Genomic DNA, 23,881 nt, shown 5'->3' on the forward strand with positions numbered 1-23,881 from the left:
CTTTTTTCAAAGAACTTTTCTTGCATTTTATACGTTTTTCTAATAGAGTTAAAATAAACAACGAATCAAGATGAATATAGCAATGACCGGAGCTACCGGATATATAGGTAAACATCTTTCTAATTATCTCACAGAAAAGGGCGGACATCGGATCATTCCTCTGGGAAGGTCGATGTTTCGCGAAGGTATGTCCGGTTATTTGATTCAGACACTGACCCATTGTGATGTTGTCATCAACCTGGCAGGTGCACCTATCAATAAACGTTGGACACCGGAATATAAACAGGAGCTTTTCAACAGTCGTATTGTTGTAACCAATCGTATTATCCGCGCTTTGAACGCAGTCAAAACGAAACCGAAACTGATGATTTCGGCTTCTGCCGTAGGTTATTATCCTTCGGAAGCGGAGGTGGACGAATATACTCGTACCCGTGGAGAAGGTTTTCTGTCCGATCTTTGCTATGCGTGGGAAAAGGAAGCGAAACACTGTCCCGAACCTACAAGGCTCGTTATCACACGCTTTGGCGTAGTGCTTTCTCCGGACGGGGGAGCGATGCAGCAGATGCTTCGCCCTTTGCAAGCTACCAAGATAGCTACCGCCATCGGTCCCGGTACGCAGGCTTTTCCGTGGATATCGATACGGGATCTTTGCCGTGCAATGGAGTTTTTTATCACTCACGAAGAGACACATGGGGTATATAATCTGGTTGCTCCGCAGCAAATCTCGCAATATGCTTTCACCCGTGCGATGGGAAAGGCTTATCGGGCATGGACAACGATGGTAGCTCCGCAACGAATTTTCCGTATCTTATATGGTGAAGCGGCATCTTTCCTGACTGCTGGCCAGAGAGTCCGCCCAACGCGTCTGACGGAGGCGGGATTTCATTTCTCCATTCCCAATGTCGAACGTTTTTTCAGAGGTACAAACCATAGTACGGTTACCTCTCTCGACCTGCACCGGTATATGGGACTTTGGTATGAAATAGCCCGCTACGAGAATCGTTTTGAATACGGACTTGTAGACGTCACGGCTACTTACACGCTCCGTCCCGACGGCATGATTCGTGTGGAGAACCGGGGATGCAAACGTAATTCTCCTTACGACATCTGCAAGACTGCCAACGGACATGCCAAAATACCCGATCCCGCACAACCAGGCAAACTGAAAGTGTCTTTCTTCCTTAGTTTCTATTCTGATTATTATATCTTGGAACTGGATGAAGAGAATTACAATTATGCCCTGGTAGGTAGCAGTACTGATAAATATCTCTGGATACTAAGCCGTACACCCCAACTGCCGGAAGAAATCAAGAAGAAACTCGTCACCGCTGCCGAACGTCGTGGATACGATACGAGCCAGTTGAAGTGGATCGAGCAACTCTGATCGCAATCTGCGCCTGATAACCTAAGATTATTTTGCCGGAGTGCTTAACGAACAATGAGACAACTTTAAAACAACAGAAATTATGGATTACGAAATTATTCATCAGCCCGAACAAAAATTGTTCAAGACAGAAGTAGACGGTCGCACCGCCTTTGTACAATATCGCCTGATAGGTGATTCTCTTGATATTATCCACACAATTGTGCCACAACCCATTGAAGGGCGGGGGATTGCCGCTGCTTTGGTAAAAGCTGCTTACGCCTATGCATTAGCTAACGGGATGAAGCCGAAAGCAACATGCTCTTATGCAGTGAAGTGGTTGGAAAGACACCCGGAAATAAATGGTTAAATACTCGCTTTTGATTCGTCGGAAAAGGAAATAATATTATCTTTGTAATTGGAAATCAATGAAGAAAAATAGTGTTATGATAAAAGAAGGTGAAAAGGTAAAAGTGGATCCTAGGTTAACGGGACTCGATGAATGGATAGAGGGTACAGTAATTGATATTGAACATAATCCGTTCAAAGGCTTAGTTATAGCGATTCGTGATAAATTTAACCGTATTTTCTTTGGTGAGCAGAAATATTTTATTCCTGTAAATGAGGATAATGTATGTATGCAATAGCCTTTGATATGGTCATTACAGACCTACGTGCCAATTATGGAGAGCCTTATAACAATGCCTATTTTGAAATAAATAAAGTGTTGCGTCAGTATGAGTTTTATAATACGCAGGGTAGTGTATATTTAACAGAGAAAACTGATATGGCAAATCTTTTTCGTGCAATTGACGCATTGAAACGTATTCCTTGGTTTCAGGCGTCAGTTCGTGATCTTCGTGCGTTTCGTGTAGAAGACTGGTCGAACTTTACGGATTTTATAAAAGAAAATAAATAGATAAGCTTTCAGGTATGAATATGTATTCATGCCTGAAAGCTCCTTTTATTTCTCAATTACTGTTTCCACCTCTTCAACTGTGGAAAGAACTCTTTCATCGTTTTCCGTGCTTCCTCCACTGTGTATTTCACTTCCGAGTCTTTATTGAACTCATCCAGATAATTCAGATTAAGCTCGATCATCTCGTCCATGGTACACTCTTTCGTGAAATGTCCGTCCGCATAGCAATAGTGGCAATAATCTTCGTTCTTGCTACCGTCCGTTTCTTTTCCAAAAGTTGAGTCGTCTATCGGCATACTGCAACTTTGACAAAATTTTTGTTCCATCTTTTTTTGTTAGATTATAAGTTTATGTTACAAGACAAATGTAAGTAGAAATATTGGAAAAGAAGTAATCCGGTCTTGCTATTTATTCATTTATTTCTTTCCTGGTTTGCTTTTGGTGTTAATTGGTTTTCACGGGCAGCCGTTTCCACATCCAACGGGGAATCATTTTCCAGAAAAAGACCAGTATCCGGTAGCGCCAGTCGATCACTACTATCCGTTGTTTCCGCTCCAGTGACCAGGCGATGTGACGTCCCACTTTCGTTGCATCCATCAATAGCGGATAATGTTTCCCGTCGTTGAGCAAGTCGGTGGCAACAAATCCGGGACGGATATCGGTAAAATGGATATTCAGTTTTTGTAAATATGAAAGTTGTTCGAGAGCATCTATGTAAGTGTTCTGGAAGCGTTTGGTGGCAGAGTAGGCAGGAGCCACTCCAAGTCCTTTCGTTCCCGCGATGGAACTGATGACTGCCAGGTGGCCGCCTCCGCTTTTCCTGAAATAGATGAAAGCGGTATCCACCATGCGGATAAATCCCTCTACATTCGTGTATGCTGTGTTCAGCTCCACCTCCATGTTCAGATTCGTATTCTGGAAACCGATGCCCGAGCTAAGAAGAAACAAATCCATGCCGCCCACCTTGTCGATGAGCATATTCAATTTCTCGCCTGCATCTTCCTGGGTTACGTCCAACGTTTGAATTTGAATCTGATCCGGTGCTGCCCGTTGCAGGTTTTCGAGAGCAGATTGCCGTCTGCCGGCTACTCCGATTTGCCATCCATCCAGTAACAGACATTTTGCAACTTCTTGTCCGATGCCGGAGGTAGCGCCAATGATAATGGCTTTTTTCATTACTGATTTTTTTAGTAAGTTATAGGTTCAATAAATGTCGTATGGCCTGCCAGGGTGCATAAAGCAACATCCTCGGTCCGGAGAAACGCATCACCTGTCGCATTCGTTCGCGCATGACGGGTTTGTAACAATGTACGGTGCATTCCTTGCATGCACTCTTCTTCTCTCCAAACGGACAATGGTCGAGACGTGCGTGGGCATAGCGGAGCAACTCTTCACAGTCGGCACAAAGAATTGTATTTTTTTCTTTTTTCCGGCAATAGAGGCGGATCATCAACTCTACCGTTTTCTTTTCGTGCGCAATGCGTGATGCTTTCATCTCTTTCTTTTTTACACTTTGGAATGACAAAGATAGCGAAGATTATGCAGAAATGCAGGCGTATTCTGTTAAAATACACCTTCTTCTTTTTTCTATTTTGAAAAGCACCCTTTCATTTTGGTAGGGTGTTTAGAGATTACTTTTTCAAAATGAAAAAAATATTGCATTGATTACAAGCTAATTATCAGAATCCTTTTCATTTTGGCATACTCTTGGCTATGAGGGGAACATACAAAATAATTCATGAGTTATGGAAGAGTACATTTCAGATAACAGTCTGTATATTCGGAGTAAGAATAATAGCATGATTAACCGGAAGATGATAGGGCGCGTGCTGGGTATGTTGCTATTTATCGAATTGGGGATGTTCTTACTTTGTGCCGGAGTGTCGGCTGGTTACGGGGAAAGTGATTATAAATACTTTCTTTACACCTGTATCATCAATGCTGTGGTAGGCGGATTGTTACTGCTCTACGGACGGGGAGCGGAGAATAAGATGAGCCGGAGAGACGGATATTGTGTGGTCACTCTTTCATGGGTGTTTTTTACCTTTTTCGGCATGCTTCCTTTTTATTTTAGCGGAAGCATTGATACGATAACCAATGCTTTTTTCGAAACTATGTCTGGGTTTACCACTACAGGAGCTACTATTCTCGATGATATTGAATCCCTTTCCCACGGTATGCTTTTCTGGCGAAGCCTGACGCAGTGGATCGGTGGTTTGGGGATTGTGTTTTTCACGATTGCCATTCTTCCTATCTTTACCACGGGAGGAGTGCAACTCTTCTCTGCTGAATCTACGGGAGTGACGCACGACCGTACCCATCCGAAAATCAATGTCATGGCCAAGTGGTTGTGGACAATTTATCTGGTATTGACAGTTTCGGAAACTGTCTTATTGATGTTTGGGGGCATGAGCTTGTTTGATGCCATTTGCCAGTCGTTTGCCACTACTGCTACGGGCGGATATTCTACCAAGCAGAACAGTATATCTTACTGGAATTCTCCGTATATAGAATATGTGGTGGCTATCTTTATGATTGTTTCCAGTATCAACTTCTCTTTGTTTCTGATGTGTTTGAAAGGAAAAGTCGGTCGTTTATTCAAAGATGAAGAGCTGCACTGGTTTCTGGCGTCAGTGGGTATCTTGACTTTTCTTATCACGTTGGCGCTCGTCTTTCAAAATCATTATGACTGGGAACTGGCTTTCCGGAAAGCATTGTTCCAGGTGTCTACGGTGCATACTTCCTGCGGTTTTGCTACGGATGATTATAATATGTGGCCTCCTTTCACGTGGTTACTGTTGTTTATTGCGATGCTTTCGGGAGGGTGTACGGGTTCTACCAGTGGAGGTATCAAGAATATGCGGTTGCTGATTGTGGCGCGTGCCATCCGGAATGAGTTCAAACATCTGCTCCACCCGAATGCCGTGCTTCCCGTACGTATCAATAAGCAGACGGTGTCTTCTTCTATCGTAACTACCGTATTGATTTTCTTTGCTTTTTATCTGGTTCTGATCCTGATTGGGTGGACGGCTCTTTTGTTTTTGGGAGTTGGCTTTTCCGAGTCCGTCAGTACGGTTATTTCGAGTATAGGCAATGTCGGTCCGGGATTGGGAACTTGCGGGCCTGCATATTCGTGGAATTCTTTACCTGATCTGGCAAAGTGGATACTTTCTTTTCTGATGCTGGTGGGACGTCTGGAATTGTTTAGTGTACTCCTGTTGTTTTATCCGGGATTCTGGAAGAATAGATAAACTGTAAATCATGAACGGGCTTCTGAAACATCGTTGGAAGAGTTTGTGGTTGACGGAAACAATCTGTATCTTTGCAGCATGAAAAAGTTATTGTGTCCGCAATGCAAGATTGCAGCTATGTATGTGAAGAATGAACAGGGTGACAGGCTGCTGGTTTATGTGCTCGAAGATGGTGAAGTTGTTCCCAAATATCCGGAAGATTCGATGGAGGGGTTCGATTTGACAGAAGTCTTCTGCCTGGGATGCTCGTGGCATGGTTCACCTAAACGGTTGGTGAAACGATAGACCGGGAGACTCATGCTCTCATACTGATTTTTTTGATTTATGTCAACTAAAAGAGGAACGCAAATCAAGAACTAATTCATTGAATTTTCCGTATCTTTGCATCCGATTTTAGAACATAGACGTATGGCAACTTCTAAAGAAATGACGGCAGGGCCGGCATTACCTCTCATTTTAAAGTTTACGCTGCCGCTTTTACTCGGCAATCTGTTGCAACAAACGTATTCGCTTGTTGATGCTGCAATTGTAGGAAAGTTTTTGGGAATTAACGCGTTAGCTTCTGTTGGAGCCAGCACATCGGTGGTGTTTCTTATTCTCGGGTTCTGCAATGGATGTTGCGGAGGTTTCGGAATACCCGTTGCGCAGAAGTTTGGGGCGCGGGATTACAGTACGATGCGCAGTTATGTGGCCGTTAGTCTGAAACTGGCTGCGGGAATGTCTGTGGTGATTGCTCTTCTCACCTGTATTTTATGTGAGGATATTCTTCGGATCATGCGTACGCCGGAGAATATTTTTGAAGGGGCTTATGCTTATCTGCTTGTCACGTTTATTGGTGTGCCGTGTACTTTCTTCTATAATCTTCTTTCGAGCATTATCCGTGCGTTGGGAGACAGTAAGACGCCTTTTTGGTTTCTGCTGTTTGCGGCTGTTCTGAATATCATTCTTGATTTGTTCTGTATTTTGGTACTTGGCTGGGGAGTGGCGGGAGCTGCTATTGCTACTGTCTTTTCGCAAGGATTGTCGGCTGTTCTCTGCTACATTTATATGTACCGGAAGTTTGAAATATTGCAAGGTACTCCGAAAGAACGCCGGTTCCAGTCGAAACTGGCTAAGACGCTGCTTTACATTGGTGTGCCTATGGGATTGCAGTTTTCTATCACGGCTATCGGCAGCATCATGCTTCAGAGTGCGAATAATGCATTGGGAACAGCGTGTGTGGCAGCTTTTACGTCTGCTATGCGCATCAAGATGTTCTTTATCTGCACGTTCGAGAGTCTGGGAATTGCGATGGCTACGTATAGCGGACAGAATTATGGGGCAGGAAAACCGGAGTGTGTCTGGTTGGGAATTAAGGCGAGTGCTTTGATGATGATCGTTTATGCGGCATTTACATTCGTTCTTCTGATGGTGGGAGCCAAATATTTTGCATTGATCTTTGTAGATCCGTCGGAAACGGAAATTCTGTTGGATACCGAGTTATTCCTGCATATCTCCTGTATGTTCTTCCCGATGCTTGGATTGTTGTGTATCCTGCGCTACACGATTCAGGGAGTGGGATATACCAATCTAGCCATGTTTTCGGGAGTGGCGGAGATGATTGCGCGTATCCTTGTCAGCATTTACGCTGTGCCTGCATTCGGTTTTATTGCTGTCTGCTACGGTGATCCGATGGCTTGGATAGCGGCAGATTTGTTCCTCGTACCGGCATTTATCTACGTTTATCGCAGGTTGAAGAAGCAGGTTTTCACAAGTACGGTTACTGTTTAGAAGTCGGCCTCTTTCTGTATGCGTAGAATCTTTCCGCTGATGGGATGACGGAACTCTATATATTCGGCGTGGAGGTATAGTCTGTCCGCTTTCTTTCCATAAAGTTCATCCCCAAGAATGGGGCAACCCAATCCCTCCGGATGGGCGGCGTGTACCCGTAATTGGTGTGTCCGTCCGGTCAACGGATAGAAAGCAATCCGGGTGTGTTTTTCTGATTCACAGATGATTCGGTATTCTGTAATCGCTTCTTTCCCGTGTTCTCTACTGACGATTTGCCGGGGACGATCAAGGGGATTCAAACAGAGAGGGAGTTCAATTCTTCCTGCTTTTCCGGGCAGCGGTACTGTCTTCTCTACTGTTGCTGTTGCCCCATCCAACACGGCTACATAGCGTTTCTTGATACTTCTGCTTGCAAATTGTGCCTGCAAATGTTGATGTACCTCTTTCGTTTTAGCTACGAGCAATAATCCGGAAGTCGCCATATCGAGGCGATGTACAATCATAGGTCCGGTAGCATCGGGATACTTCTTTTTCAGGCGATGATAGACTGAATCTCTGTCCTCCTCTTTTCCCGGAACGGACAACATTCCTGCCGGCTTATTGACTACCACTAACCATTCATCTTCATATACGATTTCCAGTTCTTCATCCTCATGGATGGAGTTCAGCAACGGATTCTCGTCTACTTTCAGTCCTTGCAACATGTGCTGCAAAATAGGTTCACATTTTCCCTTGCAGGATGGATAATAATATCCATGATGCCGGATTTCGTTTTTAGGAGAGTCTCCCCACCAGAATTCAGCCATAGCCAATGGCTTTAATTGATGAAGATACGCATATTGCAACAATTTAGGCAAAGCACATTCACCCGCACCGGCAGGAGGAACTTTCTGAACTGTCTGCTCGAAGATAGTGTATAGGTCTTTCACTTCTCCTCTGGCATTCAGCATCCGGAACTGCTCGAACAACTTTCTTTGCAAGGCTGCCGAACGTTCCTTCCGTTCGGTTTTCAGTTGTTCTATTTCAGTCTCGAAGTGTCTCGTTTCCATTTCGAGTTCTTCCAATCGTTTCTTCCATTCTTTTTCCAGTCGTTTGTATTCCGCTTTCTGGTATTGGCTTTCCCGGATCAGGGAGGCTTGTTCCTCTTCGGAAAGGGCAGAGGATGATTGGCGGCGCATCTCTCTCGCCTCCTTTGCTGCTTTGAGTGCTGCTTTAGCCTGATTCAAAATTGCTTTAGCCTGTTCCGTTTCCGTCTTCCACTTTTCTATTAAATCGAGATAAGAACGATTGTTTTCTAATTCACGAATACGGATATTGATGGAAGATATTTGTTCTTCTTCAATTTTGAAGAATCCTTCCGGTTGCAATAAGTCGTAGACAGGAGGGACAAAATAAGGATGCAGATTCTTCCCTGCCAGATTGCCGGAGAAAGCAGCGAGATAACCAATTTCATTGACTGCTTCTTTTTTGGCAGTCTCTTGTTTATTCTCTTTTTGTACAATCAGTACCCCGAACATTTTTCCGAAAGCTAATTCTTCTTGCCATTCTTCTCGGCTCGCGATATATTCTTTCACTTCTTCCGCTGCCAACACGCACAATGGATGAGGCGTATAGTGGAAAGGATAAGTGAATTTATCCGGTAACGCAAGGTGAGAAATGGGTTGCTTGAAAAAATGTATCATCGGTTTATATATATGAATGAATGTGATTACCTTTGCAAAAGTAAAGTAAATCCGTGAATTATCGAATGAAGTAACATGAATAGAATGGGAGAGAAACCTAAATTTGCCTTTCTTGGCAACAGTCACATGGCATTTTGGGCATTGGATGTCTACTTTCCTTCATGGGAATGTCTGAACTATGGTGCTCCCGGTGAAGGACTGGCTTATGTGGAGTCTTTTACCGTAGACACTTCCGATTGTCAAGTCGTCATTCAATTCGGAACCAATGATATTTATCAGTTGAATGATGAAAATATGGACGATTATGTGGAACGTTATGTAAAAGCGGTTCTTGCTATCCCTTCACTGAAAACATATCTTTTCTGTATTTTTCCACGTAATGATTACGACGATTACAGTACGGCTGTGAATCAATTCATTCGTGTCCTTAACCGGAAGATATACGAGAAATTGCAGGGGACGGACATTGTCTATCTCGATGTATTCGACCGTTTGTTGCAGGATGGCAGGCTGAATCCGGAGTTGACTCTCGACGATTTACATTTGAATGGCAGGGGTTACAGTATTTTGTCAGAAGCACTGAAACGGGCTTCCGGTTTGTAAAACATACCTAAATACTTCATTCCTTGCTTTTATTTATAAATTTGGTGGCATATCAGTTTATTTTTCCTATTTTTGTCCCCAATTTAATAGTAAATAACCCCCATAAAAACGATAAGACTTATGGAAAAAGTAATTATCAATTCGTATGAAGAATTCGAAAAACTAGTAGGCCAACAGATAGGTGTTTCCGATTATGTGGAACTCTCGCAGGAACGTATTAATCTTTTTGCTGATGCAACGCTGGATCATCAATGGATTCATGTAAATACGGAACGTGCGAAAGTAGATAGCCCTTATCATAGCACGATTGCTCATGGCTACCTGACATTGTCTATGCTTCCTTATCTGTGGAATCAGATTATTCAGGTGAATAACCTGAAAATGATGATTAACTACGGTATGGATAAGATGAAATTCGGTCAGGCTGTATTGTCAGGACAGAGCGTGCGTCTGGTAACTACTTTGCACTCATTGACCAATCTGCGTGGTGTGGCAAAAGCGGAAATTAAGTTTGCTATCGAAATAAAAGACCAACCAAAGAAGGCACTGGAAGGAATTGCTGTATTCCTTTATTATTTCAATTAATGGCAAGCTGTTAAAGAAACAGATTTTATCCCCGGAAATGATTGAAATACGTCTCAAAAGTTAGATACAAAAACTTTTGGGATGTGCTTCAGATGGATCGTTTCCGGGGATAATTTTATCCTTTTACTCCCATAAATCTGAACGGCTGTGCCGGTTTAAACTCTTTCGTTGCATTTCCATGATAAGTTTCACCGTTGGCGATAGATAATTTGAGTACCGGAGCTCCTTCCGACAAGTCTGTTTCCCGTAAGTTTACCCAGAATGTATTAGGTGTCAGACTTGATTCGAAGAAGTAGAGCAAATTCTTACTATCCGATACCGTTCTCCATTGTGTGGTGGAAATTTCCGGAAATTCGGGAGTGGATATGCCATAAGGAACAGAAGTATTACGGATAACGCTGAATACGCTTGCTATGGCCATTCTCACATCATCTGTTTGGGGCAGGGCATTGATATAAAAACTGGCTCTTGCAAAACGGTCGGACGGACGGTTGGTTCCGGGCAGGAAGCTCAATCCTCCTATTGATTTCCAGTATTCGTTTAGTGCCAGTTGCTTGTTGTAGGTAGGGGAGTTGGTCATTACTTTGTACTCCTTGCTGTGGTAAACAGTCAGCTTTCCACCCGTATATTCGAATATCGCACAATCGCCCGTTGCGTCGGAAATAGATAAATGCAAGGTTGCCAGGCGGGAACCATCCGGCATCAGGTCCGATACCACTTGGAAAGTGTTTTCATCAATGAAAGCGACAGCCTCGTCTACGGTGGCGAAGTTATCCAGCATATATTGCACCCATGCAGTAATGGCAAGTCCCGGTTTACTTTGATCTCTGACCGGATACTCCGTCTCGGGTAACCATAACAGATTGGCAACTAATCCTTTTTCATTCATCCCGTCTGTACTGGCAATCTCGAAAGCCGAAGTTACCACGCTGCCATACTTGGACGTCCATTGCAGGGAGTTGGCTCCCGTTTCTCCATTTCTTTCCATACCTTTGGGAAATACCCAAAGATTGCTGTGCATTTCTGTTTTCCAGTCCATAGACCGGCCGGTTGCTACCATTCCATTTTTTTCCGAATAAACGACTCTTGTACACATAATTTTAATTTCTAGTTAAAGGTTTATTATAAGCTGCTTTCACAAGGTATTCAACCGATGCGGATTCCTCTCGCAAAAGCATATTCTCAAAACAATAACGTTCCATTTATGTTTTAGATACATATCAGATATTAATAAAGTATCAAAAAACAGGTATTATGTCATTAAGTAATCTTCTCATCATATTTTCGTCATCGTTTATGGCGCTGTTTCCGGTGATAAATCCTTTGGGGAATGGTTTTGTCGTCAATGGATTCTTTACAGACCTCGATCCTCAACAACGGAAAGCAGCCATTCAGAAGCTGACGCTCAATTTTATAATGATCGGTGTAGGGACATTGGTGATAGGGCATTTGTTTCTGTTGATTTTCGGTTTGGCTATTCCTGTTATTCAGTTGGGAGGTGGAATATTGATTTGTAAGACGGCAATGGAGCTGTTGGGCGATTCAGGTTCGTCTGATAAAGAAGAAGCCAGTAAGAATGTAGACGGCTTCAGATGGAAAAACATCGAGCAGAAGATATTTTATCCCATCACGTTTCCTATCAGTATCGGGCCGGGCAGTATATCGGTTATCTTTACTTTGATGGCGTCTGCCAGTGTTAAAGGCAAATTGTTGCAAACTGGGATTAATTATTTGGTCATTGCGCTTGTCATTATTTGTATGGCGGCCATCTTTTATGTATTCCTTTCACAAGGACAGAGGTTTATTCAGAGGTTGGGACCGGTGGGAAATCAAATCATTAATAAGCTCGTTGCTTTTTTCACTTTCTGCATCGGTATCCAGATTTCGGTGACGGGTATATCCCAGATATTCCATCTGAATATACTCTAATTGAACGGTGAGATAAAAGCGATAGAAATTATCTGTTTTTCTTTGCTTTCATGGCTTTCAGGGTATTTTTCCGTACGGAACGGATAGCGGGAACCAGTAAGTCGGGCTCCATGATTTCCAGTATTGTGCGTAGTTCCTGTTGTAGTTCCGGGATGGAGCGTGTCAGTTGATAAGCCAGTTTCATGCAGAGCGATTGTACGCCCGGTGGTTCCTCGCGGGATATCATGCGTTCCATGCAGAAATCGAGGAAATCCACTCGTGGCGGATCGGCGGCAGGTTGCTGGCATATCAGGTTCAGGATCATTCTCCGTTTTCCCGAGTGTGGGCAGGTCATGGCAGCGTCGATCAATTCTTCTTGTTTCCGGCTCAACCATGCTACATCTGCCTTTGAGAAATGAGTACATACCCACAATGCCTGATAGGAGACGATAGCGTCTTCGTCGAATATCAGTTGGTAGATTTCTTCTCTAAGCCGTTCATCATCCTGTATAAAGTGGAGTACCTCTCTGATATCTTCAATGTGTACTCGTTCGGATAATCTTGCACGTAGGTTCATGTAGCTTTCGTTTTTGGGAAATTAATCTCTATTAGCGGAATCAGCTTCCGGCAGTTGCAAATGAAGAATAGGGAAAGGTTTACCCATGCTGTCCGTTTCATCTCTGCCGATGACTTGGAATCCCAAATGGAGATAGAACTGGAGTGCTTTTTCATTCTGCTCGTTTACGTCCACCTTATCCATCTGCTTTTTGTCTCTTGCATATTCCATTAATCGTTTGCCATATCCTTTTCCCTGTTCGTCGGGGTGTACGAATAACATTTCGATCAGTTCGTCGCTCAATCCCATGAAGGCGGCAATCTTTCCGTTGGCATTCCGGATGACAAAAAGTTCAACAGCGGGTAGATAATGCTTCCGCACCAGTGGTTTATAAAATTGGATATGCTCTTCCGTCAGGAAATCATGCGTGTGGCGAACGGACATTTCCCATACATGGAGGATTTCATCATAGTCTTCCGGAGTAGGTTGGGAGATGCCGGGCAGGTAGTAGCACTGGTGGTCGTAGATGTTTCCGTTGTAAGTCAGTTCTGCCTGATGAAGTGTACCTTCATAGATGAAACCGTTCTTTTTCAGTACTTTCTGTGAACGTTTGTTGTGCGGATAACAGGTCGCTGTAATGAGGCTAAGCCGCAATTCTTCAAAGCCATAGTTGAGGACACCCTGCACTGCTTCAGTCATGTATCCTTTGCTCCAATAAGATTCGTCGAGCCAGTAACCCAACATTCTCACTTGCGGATTTTCGCGTTTAGGATCGGGGATAATTCCTACGGAACCGATTAGCTGTTTCGTATCTTTTAGTATCACTGCCCATATCCCCTCTTGGTTGATAAATGTGGAATGAAGTATCCGGCGGGATTCATCCAACGTACGATGGGGCGGCCATCCGGCATTGTTTCCCAGATTCGGGTTCTGGCAGCAAGCGAAGAACGTTTCTGCATCTCTTTCTTCGAAAGGGCGGAGAAATAAACGTTCTGTATGGAGCGTCACGGGGGGAATACTTTCTGTTTCAGTTTCCTGTCTTGCTTTGTTTTTCGATTCGTTTGCAGTTCTCCGATATACGCACTCAATCCGGTTTCCGTCAGGATCGAGGACTACACTTTCAAAGTATCCGTCTCCCGAAGTACGCGGTTCGCCGGCGATGGTATATCCTTCCGAACGCATTTGTTCGGTGAAGCGTAATACTTCTTCCTGGCTGGGGAAGGTGAAAGCAAAGTGTGTCAGTCCAACCCTGTTTTCTTCAATGGGAGTGTTCTGTACATCTGTACGGCTCATCAGTTCCAAGTCTGTTCCCTCTCCAAAGGAGATAAAATAGGACTCGAATCCTTTCTTGGGATTGATATATTTTTCGTTGCTTTTTCCTCCGAAGAAGCGGACATAGAACTCTTTTAATTCTTCCAGACGAAAAGTCCAGATAGCGATATGATGTAGTTTCATATAAATGAATTTTCTAATTTCTATTACTTTGTTTCAATCTTCATTCGTACCGAACGTACTTTGTCTCCATCTTAATGCTGCATTACATATTCGTAAACGATACGGGAAATATCAGCGATAATTTTACTGTTCGCCTGATTATTTTCTTCAGAATCCTTCACGAAGACAGCTATACTATAAGTACGTCCACCGGGCAAAAGTACGAAACCGATGTCATTACAACCGATTTGTTGTCCTTTCGCATTAAGATCTCCAGTTCCGGTTTTATGACCTACGGTTACTTTTTTGTCGAGCAACGGAGCAACCAGACGGTCTTGCCCGGTTTGACATTCTACCATTGTTTGAAATATGAAGTCTTTGTACACTTTGGGAAACAATGGCTTCTTACGGAATATTTCCACTAATTCGGCTGCGGCTAACGGAGTAGTCCAGTTTTCATAACATAGGTTCAAGTCTTCGTGCATGGCAGTTTCTGTACCGACGATGGCACATTCCCGAATTCCTAGTGAATGGATATACTTATTCACAGCATCCGGACCACCCTGATAGTTGAAAAGAATATCGCAAGCATTGTTATCACTCTGCTGAAGTGTGTATCTTAGGAGGTCGGCAATACTCATTTCAATTCCTCCTTGCGGATATTTATCTCGAAGCGGACTATAAGTGTCCGGCTTTAAATCCGATTTCTTAATGGGTAACCGGGTTTCCAGCGATTGCTTCTGTTTTCCCATATAATCTGCCAATGCTAATGCCTGATGAAACTTGAATACGCTCATCAGTGGATAGTGAATATCATTATTGACAGTTACCGTATCTTTTCCATCAATGATGACGGCTATTCCTATTTCGGCCTTCTTTCCTTTGATGGCTTCTTTCAACTGTGTCTCAAGTTGAGTTTGTCGGGCAAACAGGAGGGTGGGGATCAAACAAAGAAATACTATGAATGAACGCATAATCAATTTCTCTTTTAACGGGTTACTAATTCTCTATTGAAATCATATTTTCTGTTGAAGTCACAAAGGTATAAATAGTAATTGCCTTTGCAAATTCTTACTTGAAATTTATAGTTGTATAATGTGTTATAGGGCCATGTTGGTTTCTGACGAACGTTTAAGTCCATTGGTTGCAATGATTCATAAATATGGGAAAGCGTATGAACAGGAAGGATATATACAGGACTAAATTAGTAATATGATTACACTGGGTAATTTTGAGAATTTTGTCCCTTATAAGATGTTGATGCGCGGGGAAGAATATTATGATACGGATACCGTTTCTGAACTGGAAGAAATTTCACCTAGTGAATGCACTGCAACCGTAGAGGGTACGGATGATTATAATGTGGAAATATTTTCTGCATCTCTGTTGTTTGGAGATAGCAAAGTTCGTACCTTTGTAAGGTTATCAAATAAGCTTGGTTATGAAAAAGTCTATAAAACGTTTACCCAAACGTACGCAGGAAGAATTGACAGTCTTGCTGGATTTAGTGCGTAAGGACATCAGGAATTGTCAGATGGTTATCCTGTTCGGAAGTTATGCAAGGGGAAACTATGTTTTATGGGATAGTAATATAGAATTCGGTGTGCATACTTCCTATCAGAGTGATTATGATATTCTTGTGGTCATAACCGGACCGGCTAAGCAAGTGGAAGAGAAATTACACCGTATTACGAATAAATATCATGACTTGTTTGCAGACCGCCGTCATGCTTTTCCGCAATTTATAGTAGAGCATATTAATACGGTAAACCGCAATTTGGAAGTCAGCCAGTATTTCTTTACGGATATAGTAAAGGAGGGTATCATGCTTTACGATAGTGGTAAATGTGAATTGGCTAAACCACGTAAGTTGAGCTTTAGGGAGATTCGGGATATTGCGCAAAAAGAATTTGATGAATTATATCCATATGCTTGCGGGCTTTTAGAAGGGGTGAAAGAATATTATTTGCCTAAGAAACAAACTAAGATTTCAGCTTTTCTTCTTCATCAGACGTGTGAGAAACTTTATAATTGTATCCTGATGGTCTTTACAAACTATCGCCCAAAAAGTCATAAAATCAAAGAACTTGGTGGGATGGTGAAACGTTTTTCTATGGAATTAACTACAGTCTTTCCTCAAAATACGGATGCAGAGAAAGAATGTTTTGATTTATTATGCCGTTCTTACATTGAAGCTCGCTATAACAAAGATTTCAGTATCTCGCAAGAACAATTGGAATATCTTATTTCCCGCGTAGATATTCTGAAAAATATTACTGAACGCTTATGTAAGGAGAAGATTGTGGAATATGATACGATGACGGAATAATTGTCCCCTGTGAAATAAGACTAGCCCTCCTATGAAATAAAAAACAAAATATATCTGTCATCTGTCACAGATTATAATCTAACTTGCAGAGTATAAGAACTTAGTAGCGTGACAGCACAAGGTGACAGCAGTGTGATAGCAATAATGCTGTCACCCCAAAAAACAAAGAAAAAATCAAAGATACTGTTTGGAATTTGATAGTATCAGCTATAGAAAGATAAGTCGTTCAATTTATTATCCCCGTACTTATGAGTTGTGCCCTGCCTTTAAACTAACGGTTTCAAGGCGTGAAACTGTTGGTTCTGCGGTTTGAAACTCTAGTTTCATACGCTTGAAACTCTAGTTCCAATTACTTGAAACTATTGGTTTCTTGCCGATGAAACTAGAGTTTCTCCTAGCTGAAACTTTAGTTTCAAGCAGAGAAAAATAACTTGAACCGTAATTGAGTGATAATGATCCCGTTTCTTTCGGCTAAATAGGCACTTGATATATCAATAATTTTCTATATTAAAATATTGTTTTTCTTGTCGGTCCCGAATAATATGAGTAATTTAGCAGTCTCAACGATCACAAAGGCGCTGACAAAACAATTTATTATCAAATTAATGAAAATTACTCAATTTCGTAAGAATGAAGATACGATAGCGCTCAGCGTAATGGATCTTGATATACTGGTAAATAAGATAAAGACAGAAATAAAATCCCGTCCTGTTTCTACATTCAGAGAGCATTTGCGATATACCCTTCCCGATGAACGGTGTATGTTTGCCAATAAACTTCCTCAAATAATTCCTGCTGCCGAATTCCGAAAAGTAAACGGTCAGAAACAGATGAAAAACTACAACGGTATTGTAGAACTGACCATCGGTCCCTTGTCTAATAAGTCGGAAATCGCTTTAGTGAAACAAAAAGCCTGTGAGCAACCACAAACCCGTTGTGTTTTTATGGGTTCAAGTGGCAAAACGGTGAAAATATGGACTACCTTTACCCGACCGGACAACTCGCTTCCCAATACACGGGAAGAAGCGGAATTATTCCACGCCCATGCTTATCGATTGGCTGTGAAATGTTATCAGCCCCAGATCCCATTCGATATACTTCCCAAAGAACCGACTTTGGAACAATATTCGCGATTATCCCACGATCCGGATATCATATATCGTCCGGATTCAGTCCAATTTTATCTCTCTCAACCATCATCAATGCCCGAAGAAACCACTTTCCGTGAAGCGGTTCAGGCGGAGAAATCTCCATTGACCCGTGCCGTACCGGGATATGATGCGGAAAATGCCTTCCTGATGCTTTTCGAAGCCGCTTTTCGGAAAGCGTATGCCGATCTTCGGGAAGCGGGACTTGAATTGCGTGAAGGCACATGGCATCCTTTAGTCGTTCAACTGGCTAAAAACTGTTTTGCTTCGGGACTTCCGCAAGAAGAAGTCGTGAGACGTACCGTTTTCCACTTCTATATGTATAAACAAGAAGAGCTTATTCGGCAAATGATTGGCAATATATATACCGAGTGCAAAGGCTTCGGCAAGAATATCAGCCTAAGCAAAGAGCAGCAACTCGCCTTGCAGACTGAAGAATTCATGAAACGCCGCTATGAATTCCGCCATAATACCCAAATTGGTGAGGTAGAATATCGTGAAAGGCTTTCTTTTCGTTTCCGCTTCAATCCTCTCGACAAACGTGCGTTGAACAGCATTGCTTTGGATGCACAAATGGAAGGCATCCCCTTGTGGGACAGGGATATTAGCCGTTATATTTACTCCAATCGCGTGCCTGTATTCAACCCGTTGGAAGATTTTCTCTACCGGCTTCCCGCATGGGACGGTAAAGACCGTATTCGTGCATTGGCAGCCACCGTCCCTTGTAAGAATCCGTATTGGATGGATTTGTTCCACCGTTGGTTCCTCAATATGGTTTCTCATTGGAAAGGAAGCAATAAAAAGTATGCAAACAGTGTTTCTCCCTTACTCGTCGGACCACAAGGAACACGTAAATCCACCTTTTGCCGGAGCATAATGCCCCCTTCCGAGCGTTCCTACTATACTGACAGCATTGATTTCTCCCGAAAGAAAGATGCTGAACTTTACCTCAATCGTTTTGCGCTTATCAATATCGATGAATTTGACCAGGTGAGTTCGACACAACAAGGCTTTCTGAAACATATTCTGCAAAAGCCTGTACTGAATGTGAAGAAACCTCATGGCAGTGCCGTGCTTGAAATGCGTCGGTACGCCTCATTCATAGCTACAAGTAACCAGAAAGACCTGTTGACCGACCCTTCCGGCAGCCGTCGTTTTATTTGTATCGAAGTGACCGGAGTGATTGACACCAACCGTCCGATAGACTATGAGCAGCTTTACGCACAAGCTATGTACGAATTGGAACATGGCGAACGTTACTGGTTCGACCAGGAGGAAGAAAAGATCATGGTGGAAAACAACCGTGAATTTGAACAAGTCCCGCCGGAAGAGCAACTTTTCTTCCGTTATTTCCGTGCCGCACAGCCTGAAGAAGGGGAGTGGTTGTCTCCAGCGGAGATTATGGAGGATATTCAAAAAGGCAGTTCAATCCCGATGTCTGTCAAGAGGGTTAATTCCTTCGGAAGAATACTGAAAAAGCAAGAAATACCTTCCAAACATACGCGTAGCGGTACTCTTTATCATGTCGTAAGACTAATAACCAGGTGACGGCAAAAATGCCATCACCCTGCTGTCACCTCTTGCTGTCACGGGCTTATCGGTTCATTACTAAACTATTAACTCCTAAACTGTGACAGATGACAGCAACTTACCAAATATATTCTTCTGTGTAACGTTGGTAAGTTGGTTCTTCTTTTATCCCTTTATTGCGGAACAGTTGTTTTATATAGGCTTGGTCTTTAGGCATAAGCCCCCGTTCTCCACGATAGAACCGATAATATCCCGTTTTCCCGTAGTGTCCCACTAATTGTATTCTGATACTGACTGCATCCTCATAAGGGATTCTGTCGAGCAACCGTTTTAGTCCCCATGCCACATGAACTTTGACAGCAGTCTTGAAACATTCGCATTGGTTTCCATCCGCAGGATAACGTGCCGGATTAATGATAGTGATATATAGGTTGTCGGCTGTATCAAGTTGTGTAGCTATGTGGCGCAGGCATTTGGGGGCTTGTGGACATTGAGCGTTGAAGCAACGGGCAAAATTGTAGGGGACAGACAGGCTATCGGGTTCTTCTTTCATCTTGTAGGGTTTATTTTATTTGTGAAATACCGTTGTAAATATAGCAAACAGAATTCTTCACAAAAGTAGGACTTTATTTTGGGAATGGGAAGCGTTGGGATTGTTTTATTTGTATGTTATGGGGATTTCTTATCAACATTTGGTAATTAGGGATACTCAATACATATCCCTAATTATTTGCAGCAAGGTTTCTCTTTCTTGTTTAAGGTTCTTTATCTCTATTTTTAGCCAATCAATTTCTTTGTTCTTTGAGGAAATTAATTCATCTACAACTTCCTTAGGGAAATAATTGTTATAAACGAAGTTGAGTGTTTTATAAAGGTCATCTATTTCTCTTTTTTAAGCTCTCAAATTGTTCTTTCTGTTTCTCTAACAGTTTCTCAAAGAGTTCAATCGTTTGTTCTATGGGAAAATTATTGAATGTTTGGTTATTACCAATTGCATTTTTACACCGCAATTCTCATAAAAATTATTTGTGTTATATAAAACCGTTTCTTCGTTATACTCTTTCAATCCGTCGGTGGTAACATTTGAGGATTCGTACAATATGTTAATTGTGGGTTGTCAATGCGCCTTTGACAGCCTTGCAATTTTTCGATTAACTAACTATTTCTTGTATCATTAATTATTATTTAAGCCAAAAGCTAGGGTACCTAACTTTTGCTTATAACATTTCTCGATATTTATGGCTTCATAACTACTAATGCTAATAGATAATGTTTCAAGGATAGACCAAGAGAAATTATTAGGATAGCTATTGTCTTGATCGTATAATTTTTGTAAGGTTACATTGTTTCCGTGTCCTCCTGTTTTGGCATATTCTTTCCATCTACCCCAAATGCCTTCTTTCCCATATGTTGAACCTATATAATTTTTTCCAGTTTTTCTGTCTGTTATTATATAAATACAGTTTACAGCAGAAAGCATTTTTTTCCATTCAGGATATTCTTTTTCTAATATTATATTTTTTAGCTGTGCGAGGGTTAGAGCTATTTTTTCATATCCGGGGAAAATATGGTCAAATCCTGGAGTAATTTCAATAATCTCTTTATCATTTTTATCATTAAGCCATTGATGCCAAGATATGGTTGAAGGCCCCCAGTCTATAATGATACGTTCTTTTAGTTCATCAAAGCCTTCTACTTCAGTTATTTTATAGCAATATTTGTTAGTGTTGCGTTCGTTGTCAGGGCCTTCAATTTTGTAAATACCGATAAAACGGGCAATAGTGCCGTTTTCTCCAATAAAGGAAACAATATAATCGACATTTTTAAATACATCCCTATGCTGCTCACTTTGATATGCTATAAATTTGTCTTTATCATTTCTATACCAGTCATACGGGTTACCTTCTACTTCTACTCCATTTATGAATTGTTTCTGGCGTGCGTCTTTATGCCTAACTAACTTGATTCTTTTATTTATATCTAACCCTCTAAGTTTTAATAGTTCTCCAATTTTAATGATTGCCATAGTAATTTGTTTTTAAGATTAGTAGTTTTAGGATAAGCTTTCCGATTTGGATAGCTTGAGTACAAATATATGAAGAAAAAGTTATAAAGGGAAAAAGAAATTGACTTTTCCCCTTTACGTGGATTATTTTAATCCTTTAATCATTCTATCTATACATTTTTTCTTTTGTTCCATATTGGGATGAACGTAAAGATCAAGTGTTGTACTTATATTAGAATGGCCTAAAATAACACTTACAGTTTTGTAGTCGCAGTTGCTTTCTATGCAACGTGTAGCAAAACTATGTCTAAGACCATGAAATTTTAGTTCTGGAATATTTAGATCTTTCATTAGTTTCTTGTAATAATTGCGATATGTTCTAGGCTCTGTAGGCTTTTCTTCATTTGTTAGAATGTAATAGTTGCCGTTCACTATCTTTTTCAATGGCTTTAGAATTCTGATTAATTCTTTTGTAATTGGGATCTCACGAATGGAATTTTTAGTTTTTGGAGTATTGATAATAAGTTCTGTATGTCTTTTCTCTCCATCAATGATATAGATGCGTTCAATTGTCCTTTTAATAGAAATTATTCCTAATTCTATGTTTATATCATCCCACGTTAAAGCACATACTTCTCCTATTCGTAGTCCGGTGCTAAGGCAAATATAAATTCCTAAATTCTTGAATGTAAAATGCTCTTGGATAAAACTCATGATCCTTTTTTGATGTGAGATACTAAGAACTTCTAAATGTTGTTTCTCATCTTCCGTTGGAAATCTGATTTCCCATTCTTTATAATTTAAGTATCCATGTTTTACTCCGAATTTTAATATCATTTTCAATACAATTAAAATATCCTTAATGGATTTTTTACTTAACCCATTATTAATCTTCTGAAGAGCAAATTCCTGTACCTTATTTTCTTCTAACTCATACATTTCTCCAAATGTCGGATAAATGTGATTTTCAAGAATTAGTACATACGCAGCAAATGTCGATTGTTTTACATATTGCTTTTTGTCTTCTTTCCAAAGTACGGAAATTTCTTTGATAGTTTTTTTTTGAATCATACTTATATATTTTTAGTTAAACAAAACAAGGTAAAGCTACGGGACATTGAGGATATAATTGCTATAATGTTCCCCATTTGAGATTTCCGGAGTTCAGTGGGGAGTGGAAAGAAACTACACTTGGCAAAATCGCAGAGATAACAAAAGGCAGTGGAATATCAAAAGACCAATTATCAGAGCAAGGTTCTCCTTGTATATTGTATGGTGAACTTTATACCAAATACAAGTCTGAAATTATAAATGAGGTATATAGTAGAACAGAGTTGGATTCATCTCCATTGGTTAAAAGTAAGGCAAATGATGTCATAATCCCATGTTCTGGGGAAACAGCTATTGACATATCAACAGCTCGATGTGTTCTGTTTAATAACATCCTGCTGGGTGGCGATTTGAACATCATAAGACTCAAATATGATGATGGAGGATTCTTCGCCTATCAACTTAATGGTGCTCGTAAAAAAGATATTGCTCGTGTTGCCCAAGGTGTTTCTGTTGTACACCTATATGGTGAAAACTTAAAGCAGATTAGAGTTTATTATCCCAACATTGAGGAGCAAAGGAAGATAACTCATCTATTGTCTCTCATAGATGGGCGCATTGCCACCCAAAACAAAATCATTGACAAATTAAAATCCCTAATTAAAGGGCTTGCGGTTGCGCTAACGACTAAAGGAAAACCTAATACTGCAATTTCGCAATGTTTAGAGTGTCATAGTTCTGCACTTCAAGAAAGCGAAGTTATTCCGAATGGATTGTATAAAGTATTTGGCGCAAATGGATTGGTTGGTTATACAGATGTGCCACAGATGAACGGTGATGCGATACTGGTAATCAAGGATGGTTCAGGTGTTGGTACAGTTTCCTATGCACAGGGCAAATTTTCGGTAATTGGCACACTCAACTATCTTACAGTCATAGGCAACAATAATTTGCGGTATCTGTACTTTGCGCTGTCAGTGTTCAACTTTCAACCGTACAAAACTGGTATGGCAATACCACATATCTACTTCAAAGATTATGGTAAAGCGAAAATATATTTCCCTCCGATTACCGAACAAAAGCGTGTCGCAAATGTGCTTGACAAATTGGAGAATAAACTCTTATTGGAACAAGGTATCCTTGCATCGTTCAACTGGCAAAAACGCTACCTATTGGGACAGATGTTTATATAAACATTTGGCTTAATAGATATTGTTTTTGTATTTGATATTTCTTTAATAGTTGATTTTCAATATCTTCTTTAAGCGATAACGTTGAAAGAGCATGACTAATTTCCTTTTGCTTATCTGAATCAGGTATTGGACATTTTATGTGATTTATATCCTTTAAGTAGGCTGTTTTCATCGTACCTTCTGTTACAATACGTTCAACTTCTTTTTGGAAATAGGAGGAACGCATAAAGTAATAAAGGTATTCAACATCAATGTTTGAATTAGGGATAATTCCTAAAATTCCTTGCTTGGTACAGATAGGATATTTGTTTATAGAAATAGCTCCGATTGTTGCTCCATTAGAATATATAATGGAGTTCGTGGGAATTAGCCATGCAGAAGATTTTTTGAGTCCTAACTCTGTAATACAGTCCTTGTTTGTTAATAAATATTTATTGTTCAAATCCTCTATTTTTATAAATGGGATATTGCCGTTATCATAAAATTCCATATTTGACGTAGTGGGTGTTCCGCCCTCACCTGCTTTACTATATAATGTTTCAAATGTCACTAACA

The 23,881-nt window shown here is 41.1% G+C and carries 26 protein-coding genes and 1 pseudogene; 14 read left to right on the forward strand and 13 right to left on the reverse strand.

From position 1 onward, the window contains the following. Positions 1–70: 70 nt before the first annotated feature. The 4 genes from NQ505_RS12410 to NQ505_RS12425 all read left to right on the forward strand — a co-directional run bounded on the left by NQ505_RS12410 (position 71) and on the right by NQ505_RS12425 (position 2,282). Positions 71–1,384 carry a TIGR01777 family oxidoreductase gene (locus tag NQ505_RS12410; RefSeq protein WP_009000646.1) on the forward strand — a complete coding sequence of 438 codons (1,314 nt, stop codon included), beginning with the start codon at positions 71–73 and terminating at the stop codon, positions 1,382–1,384. 82 nt (positions 1,385–1,466) lie between these two features. Continuing rightward, positions 1,467–1,733, forward strand: coding sequence for a GNAT family N-acetyltransferase (locus tag NQ505_RS12415; RefSeq protein ID WP_004301973.1), 267 nt, complete (start codon positions 1,467–1,469; stop codon positions 1,731–1,733). Positions 1,734–1,791: 58 nt separating this feature from the next. Then, positions 1,792–2,010, forward strand: a complete 219-nt coding sequence (locus tag NQ505_RS12420) for a hypothetical protein (protein WP_004301974.1) — start codon at positions 1,792–1,794, stop codon at positions 2,008–2,010. Continuing rightward, positions 1,998–2,282, forward strand: coding sequence for a virulence protein (locus tag NQ505_RS12425; protein ID WP_004301975.1), 285 nt, complete (start codon positions 1,998–2,000; stop codon positions 2,280–2,282). Before NQ505_RS12420 ends, NQ505_RS12425 begins: the two co-directional genes overlap by 13 nt. 56 nt (positions 2,283–2,338) lie before the next feature. On the opposite strand, the gene NQ505_RS12430 is transcribed toward NQ505_RS12425, so the two are convergent. From NQ505_RS12430 to NQ505_RS12440, 3 genes are all read right to left on the reverse strand, one after another. Then, positions 2,339–2,608, reverse strand: coding sequence for a zinc ribbon domain-containing protein (locus NQ505_RS12430; protein ID WP_009000647.1), 270 nt, complete (start codon positions 2,606–2,608; stop codon positions 2,339–2,341). A gap of 118 nt (positions 2,609–2,726) precedes the next feature. Next, complete coding sequence (locus NQ505_RS12435; RefSeq protein ID WP_009000648.1) at positions 2,727–3,458, reverse strand: SDR family NAD(P)-dependent oxidoreductase; 732 nt, start codon at positions 3,456–3,458, stop codon at positions 2,727–2,729. Positions 3,459–3,477: 19 nt separating this feature from the next. Further along, positions 3,478–3,777 (reverse strand): nitrous oxide-stimulated promoter family protein, encoded by a 300-nt coding sequence (locus NQ505_RS12440; protein ID WP_004304816.1) that lies wholly within the window; start codon positions 3,775–3,777, stop codon positions 3,478–3,480. A 250-nt stretch (positions 3,778–4,027) separates the two neighbouring features. On the opposite strand from NQ505_RS12440, the gene NQ505_RS12445 reads away from it, so the two are divergent. From NQ505_RS12445 to NQ505_RS12455, 3 genes are all read left to right on the forward strand, one after another. Continuing rightward, a complete protein-coding gene (locus NQ505_RS12445; RefSeq protein WP_004301980.1) occupies positions 4,028–5,533 on the forward strand; it encodes a TrkH family potassium uptake protein in 1,506 nt (501 codons plus the stop codon). Positions 5,534–5,611: 78 nt separating this feature from the next. Continuing rightward, positions 5,612–5,818, forward strand: a complete 207-nt coding sequence (locus NQ505_RS12450; protein ID WP_007750505.1) for a hypothetical protein — start codon at positions 5,612–5,614, stop codon at positions 5,816–5,818. Between the two features lie 123 nt (positions 5,819–5,941). Then, the gene (locus tag NQ505_RS12455; protein WP_009000649.1) at positions 5,942–7,303 is read left to right on the forward strand and encodes an MATE family efflux transporter; all 1,362 of its coding nucleotides are present in this window, start codon (positions 5,942–5,944) and stop codon (positions 7,301–7,303) included. Here NQ505_RS12455 and NQ505_RS12460 read toward each other — a convergent pair. Next, positions 7,300–8,985, reverse strand: a complete 1,686-nt coding sequence (locus NQ505_RS12460; protein WP_009000650.1) for an RluA family pseudouridine synthase — start codon at positions 8,983–8,985, stop codon at positions 7,300–7,302. The two genes, NQ505_RS12455 and NQ505_RS12460, sit on opposite strands and share 4 nt — an antisense overlap. 75 nt (positions 8,986–9,060) lie before the next feature. Here NQ505_RS12460 and NQ505_RS12465 point away from each other — a divergent pair, with 75 nt between their 5' ends. Together NQ505_RS12465 and NQ505_RS12470 are read left to right on the forward strand one after the other, a co-directional pair. Next, positions 9,061–9,588, forward strand: coding sequence for an SGNH/GDSL hydrolase family protein (locus tag NQ505_RS12465; protein WP_032853838.1), 528 nt, complete (start codon positions 9,061–9,063; stop codon positions 9,586–9,588). A 120-nt stretch (positions 9,589–9,708) separates the two neighbouring features. Next, positions 9,709–10,173: a MaoC family dehydratase gene (locus tag NQ505_RS12470; protein WP_009000652.1), complete on the forward strand. Its 465-nt coding sequence runs from the start codon at positions 9,709–9,711 to the stop codon at positions 10,171–10,173. A gap of 115 nt (positions 10,174–10,288) precedes the next feature. Here the strand turns inward: NQ505_RS12470 and NQ505_RS12475 are convergent, their stop codons facing one another. Next, positions 10,289–11,269 (reverse strand): linear amide C-N hydrolase, encoded by a 981-nt coding sequence (locus tag NQ505_RS12475; RefSeq protein ID WP_009000653.1) that lies wholly within the window; start codon positions 11,267–11,269, stop codon positions 10,289–10,291. Positions 11,270–11,427: 158 nt separating this feature from the next. On the opposite strand from NQ505_RS12475, the gene NQ505_RS12480 reads away from it, so the two are divergent. Next, the gene (locus NQ505_RS12480) at positions 11,428–12,102 is read left to right on the forward strand and encodes a MarC family protein (protein WP_004304823.1); all 675 of its coding nucleotides are present in this window, start codon (positions 11,428–11,430) and stop codon (positions 12,100–12,102) included. Between the two features lie 28 nt (positions 12,103–12,130). On the opposite strand, the gene NQ505_RS12485 is transcribed toward NQ505_RS12480, so the two are convergent. The 3 genes from NQ505_RS12485 to bla all read right to left on the reverse strand — a co-directional run bounded on the left by NQ505_RS12485 (position 12,131) and on the right by bla (position 15,045). Next, positions 12,131–12,658, reverse strand: coding sequence for a hypothetical protein (locus NQ505_RS12485; protein WP_004320672.1), 528 nt, complete (start codon positions 12,656–12,658; stop codon positions 12,131–12,133). Between the two features lie 21 nt (positions 12,659–12,679). Further along, the gene (locus NQ505_RS12490) at positions 12,680–14,092 is read right to left on the reverse strand and encodes a GNAT family N-acetyltransferase (RefSeq protein ID WP_009000655.1); all 1,413 of its coding nucleotides are present in this window, start codon (positions 14,090–14,092) and stop codon (positions 12,680–12,682) included. A gap of 71 nt (positions 14,093–14,163) precedes the next feature. Continuing rightward, positions 14,164–15,045 (reverse strand): class A beta-lactamase, subclass A2, encoded by an 882-nt coding sequence (gene bla / locus NQ505_RS12495; RefSeq protein ID WP_009000656.1) that lies wholly within the window; start codon positions 15,043–15,045, stop codon positions 14,164–14,166. A gap of 238 nt (positions 15,046–15,283) precedes the next feature. Between bla and NQ505_RS12500 the strand changes: the two genes are divergently transcribed. The 3 genes from NQ505_RS12500 to NQ505_RS12510 all read left to right on the forward strand — a co-directional run bounded on the left by NQ505_RS12500 (position 15,284) and on the right by NQ505_RS12510 (position 19,096). Beyond that, positions 15,284–15,586 carry a hypothetical protein gene (locus tag NQ505_RS12500; RefSeq protein WP_004301993.1) on the forward strand — a complete coding sequence of 101 codons (303 nt, stop codon included), beginning with the start codon at positions 15,284–15,286 and terminating at the stop codon, positions 15,584–15,586. Next, entirely contained in the window at positions 15,513–16,400 is an 888-nt protein-coding gene (locus NQ505_RS12505; RefSeq protein ID WP_009000658.1) for a HEPN domain-containing protein, read from the forward strand. Before NQ505_RS12500 ends, NQ505_RS12505 begins: the two co-directional genes overlap by 74 nt. Before the next feature lie 605 nt (positions 16,401–17,005). Further along, the gene (locus NQ505_RS12510; RefSeq protein ID WP_083852349.1) at positions 17,006–19,096 is read left to right on the forward strand and encodes a BT4734/BF3469 family protein; all 2,091 of its coding nucleotides are present in this window, start codon (positions 17,006–17,008) and stop codon (positions 19,094–19,096) included. Positions 19,097–19,196: 100 nt separating this feature from the next. Here the strand turns inward: NQ505_RS12510 and NQ505_RS12515 are convergent, their stop codons facing one another. From NQ505_RS12515 to NQ505_RS12525, 4 genes and pseudogenes are all read right to left on the reverse strand, one after another. Next, a complete protein-coding gene (locus tag NQ505_RS12515; RefSeq protein ID WP_009000660.1) occupies positions 19,197–19,631 on the reverse strand; it encodes a DUF6078 family protein in 435 nt (144 codons plus the stop codon). 322 nt (positions 19,632–19,953) lie between these two features. Further along, positions 19,954–20,159, reverse strand: a pseudogene (locus NQ505_RS26240) (XRE family transcriptional regulator); the annotation flags it as partial. A 93-nt stretch (positions 20,160–20,252) separates the two neighbouring features. Continuing rightward, positions 20,253–21,104, reverse strand: a complete 852-nt coding sequence (locus tag NQ505_RS12520) for a GIY-YIG nuclease family protein (RefSeq protein ID WP_008644407.1) — start codon at positions 21,102–21,104, stop codon at positions 20,253–20,255. A 123-nt stretch (positions 21,105–21,227) separates the two neighbouring features. Then, complete coding sequence (locus NQ505_RS12525) at positions 21,228–22,154, reverse strand: tyrosine-type recombinase/integrase (protein WP_009000661.1); 927 nt, start codon at positions 22,152–22,154, stop codon at positions 21,228–21,230. 77 nt (positions 22,155–22,231) lie between these two features. Between NQ505_RS12525 and NQ505_RS12530 the strand changes: the two genes are divergently transcribed. Beyond that, positions 22,232–23,326, forward strand: a complete 1,095-nt coding sequence (locus NQ505_RS12530) for a restriction endonuclease subunit S (RefSeq protein ID WP_259824845.1) — start codon at positions 22,232–22,234, stop codon at positions 23,324–23,326. Here the strand turns inward: NQ505_RS12530 and NQ505_RS12535 are convergent. Next, positions 23,319–23,876: a restriction endonuclease subunit S gene (locus tag NQ505_RS12535; RefSeq protein ID WP_083852341.1), complete on the reverse strand. Its 558-nt coding sequence runs from the start codon at positions 23,874–23,876 to the stop codon at positions 23,319–23,321. The two genes, NQ505_RS12530 and NQ505_RS12535, sit on opposite strands and share 8 nt — an antisense overlap. Positions 23,877–23,881 lie beyond the last annotated feature (5 nt).

The organism is Bacteroides sp. D2, from assembly GCF_025147085.1.
Classification (GTDB): domain Bacteria; phylum Bacteroidota; class Bacteroidia; order Bacteroidales; family Bacteroidaceae; genus Bacteroides.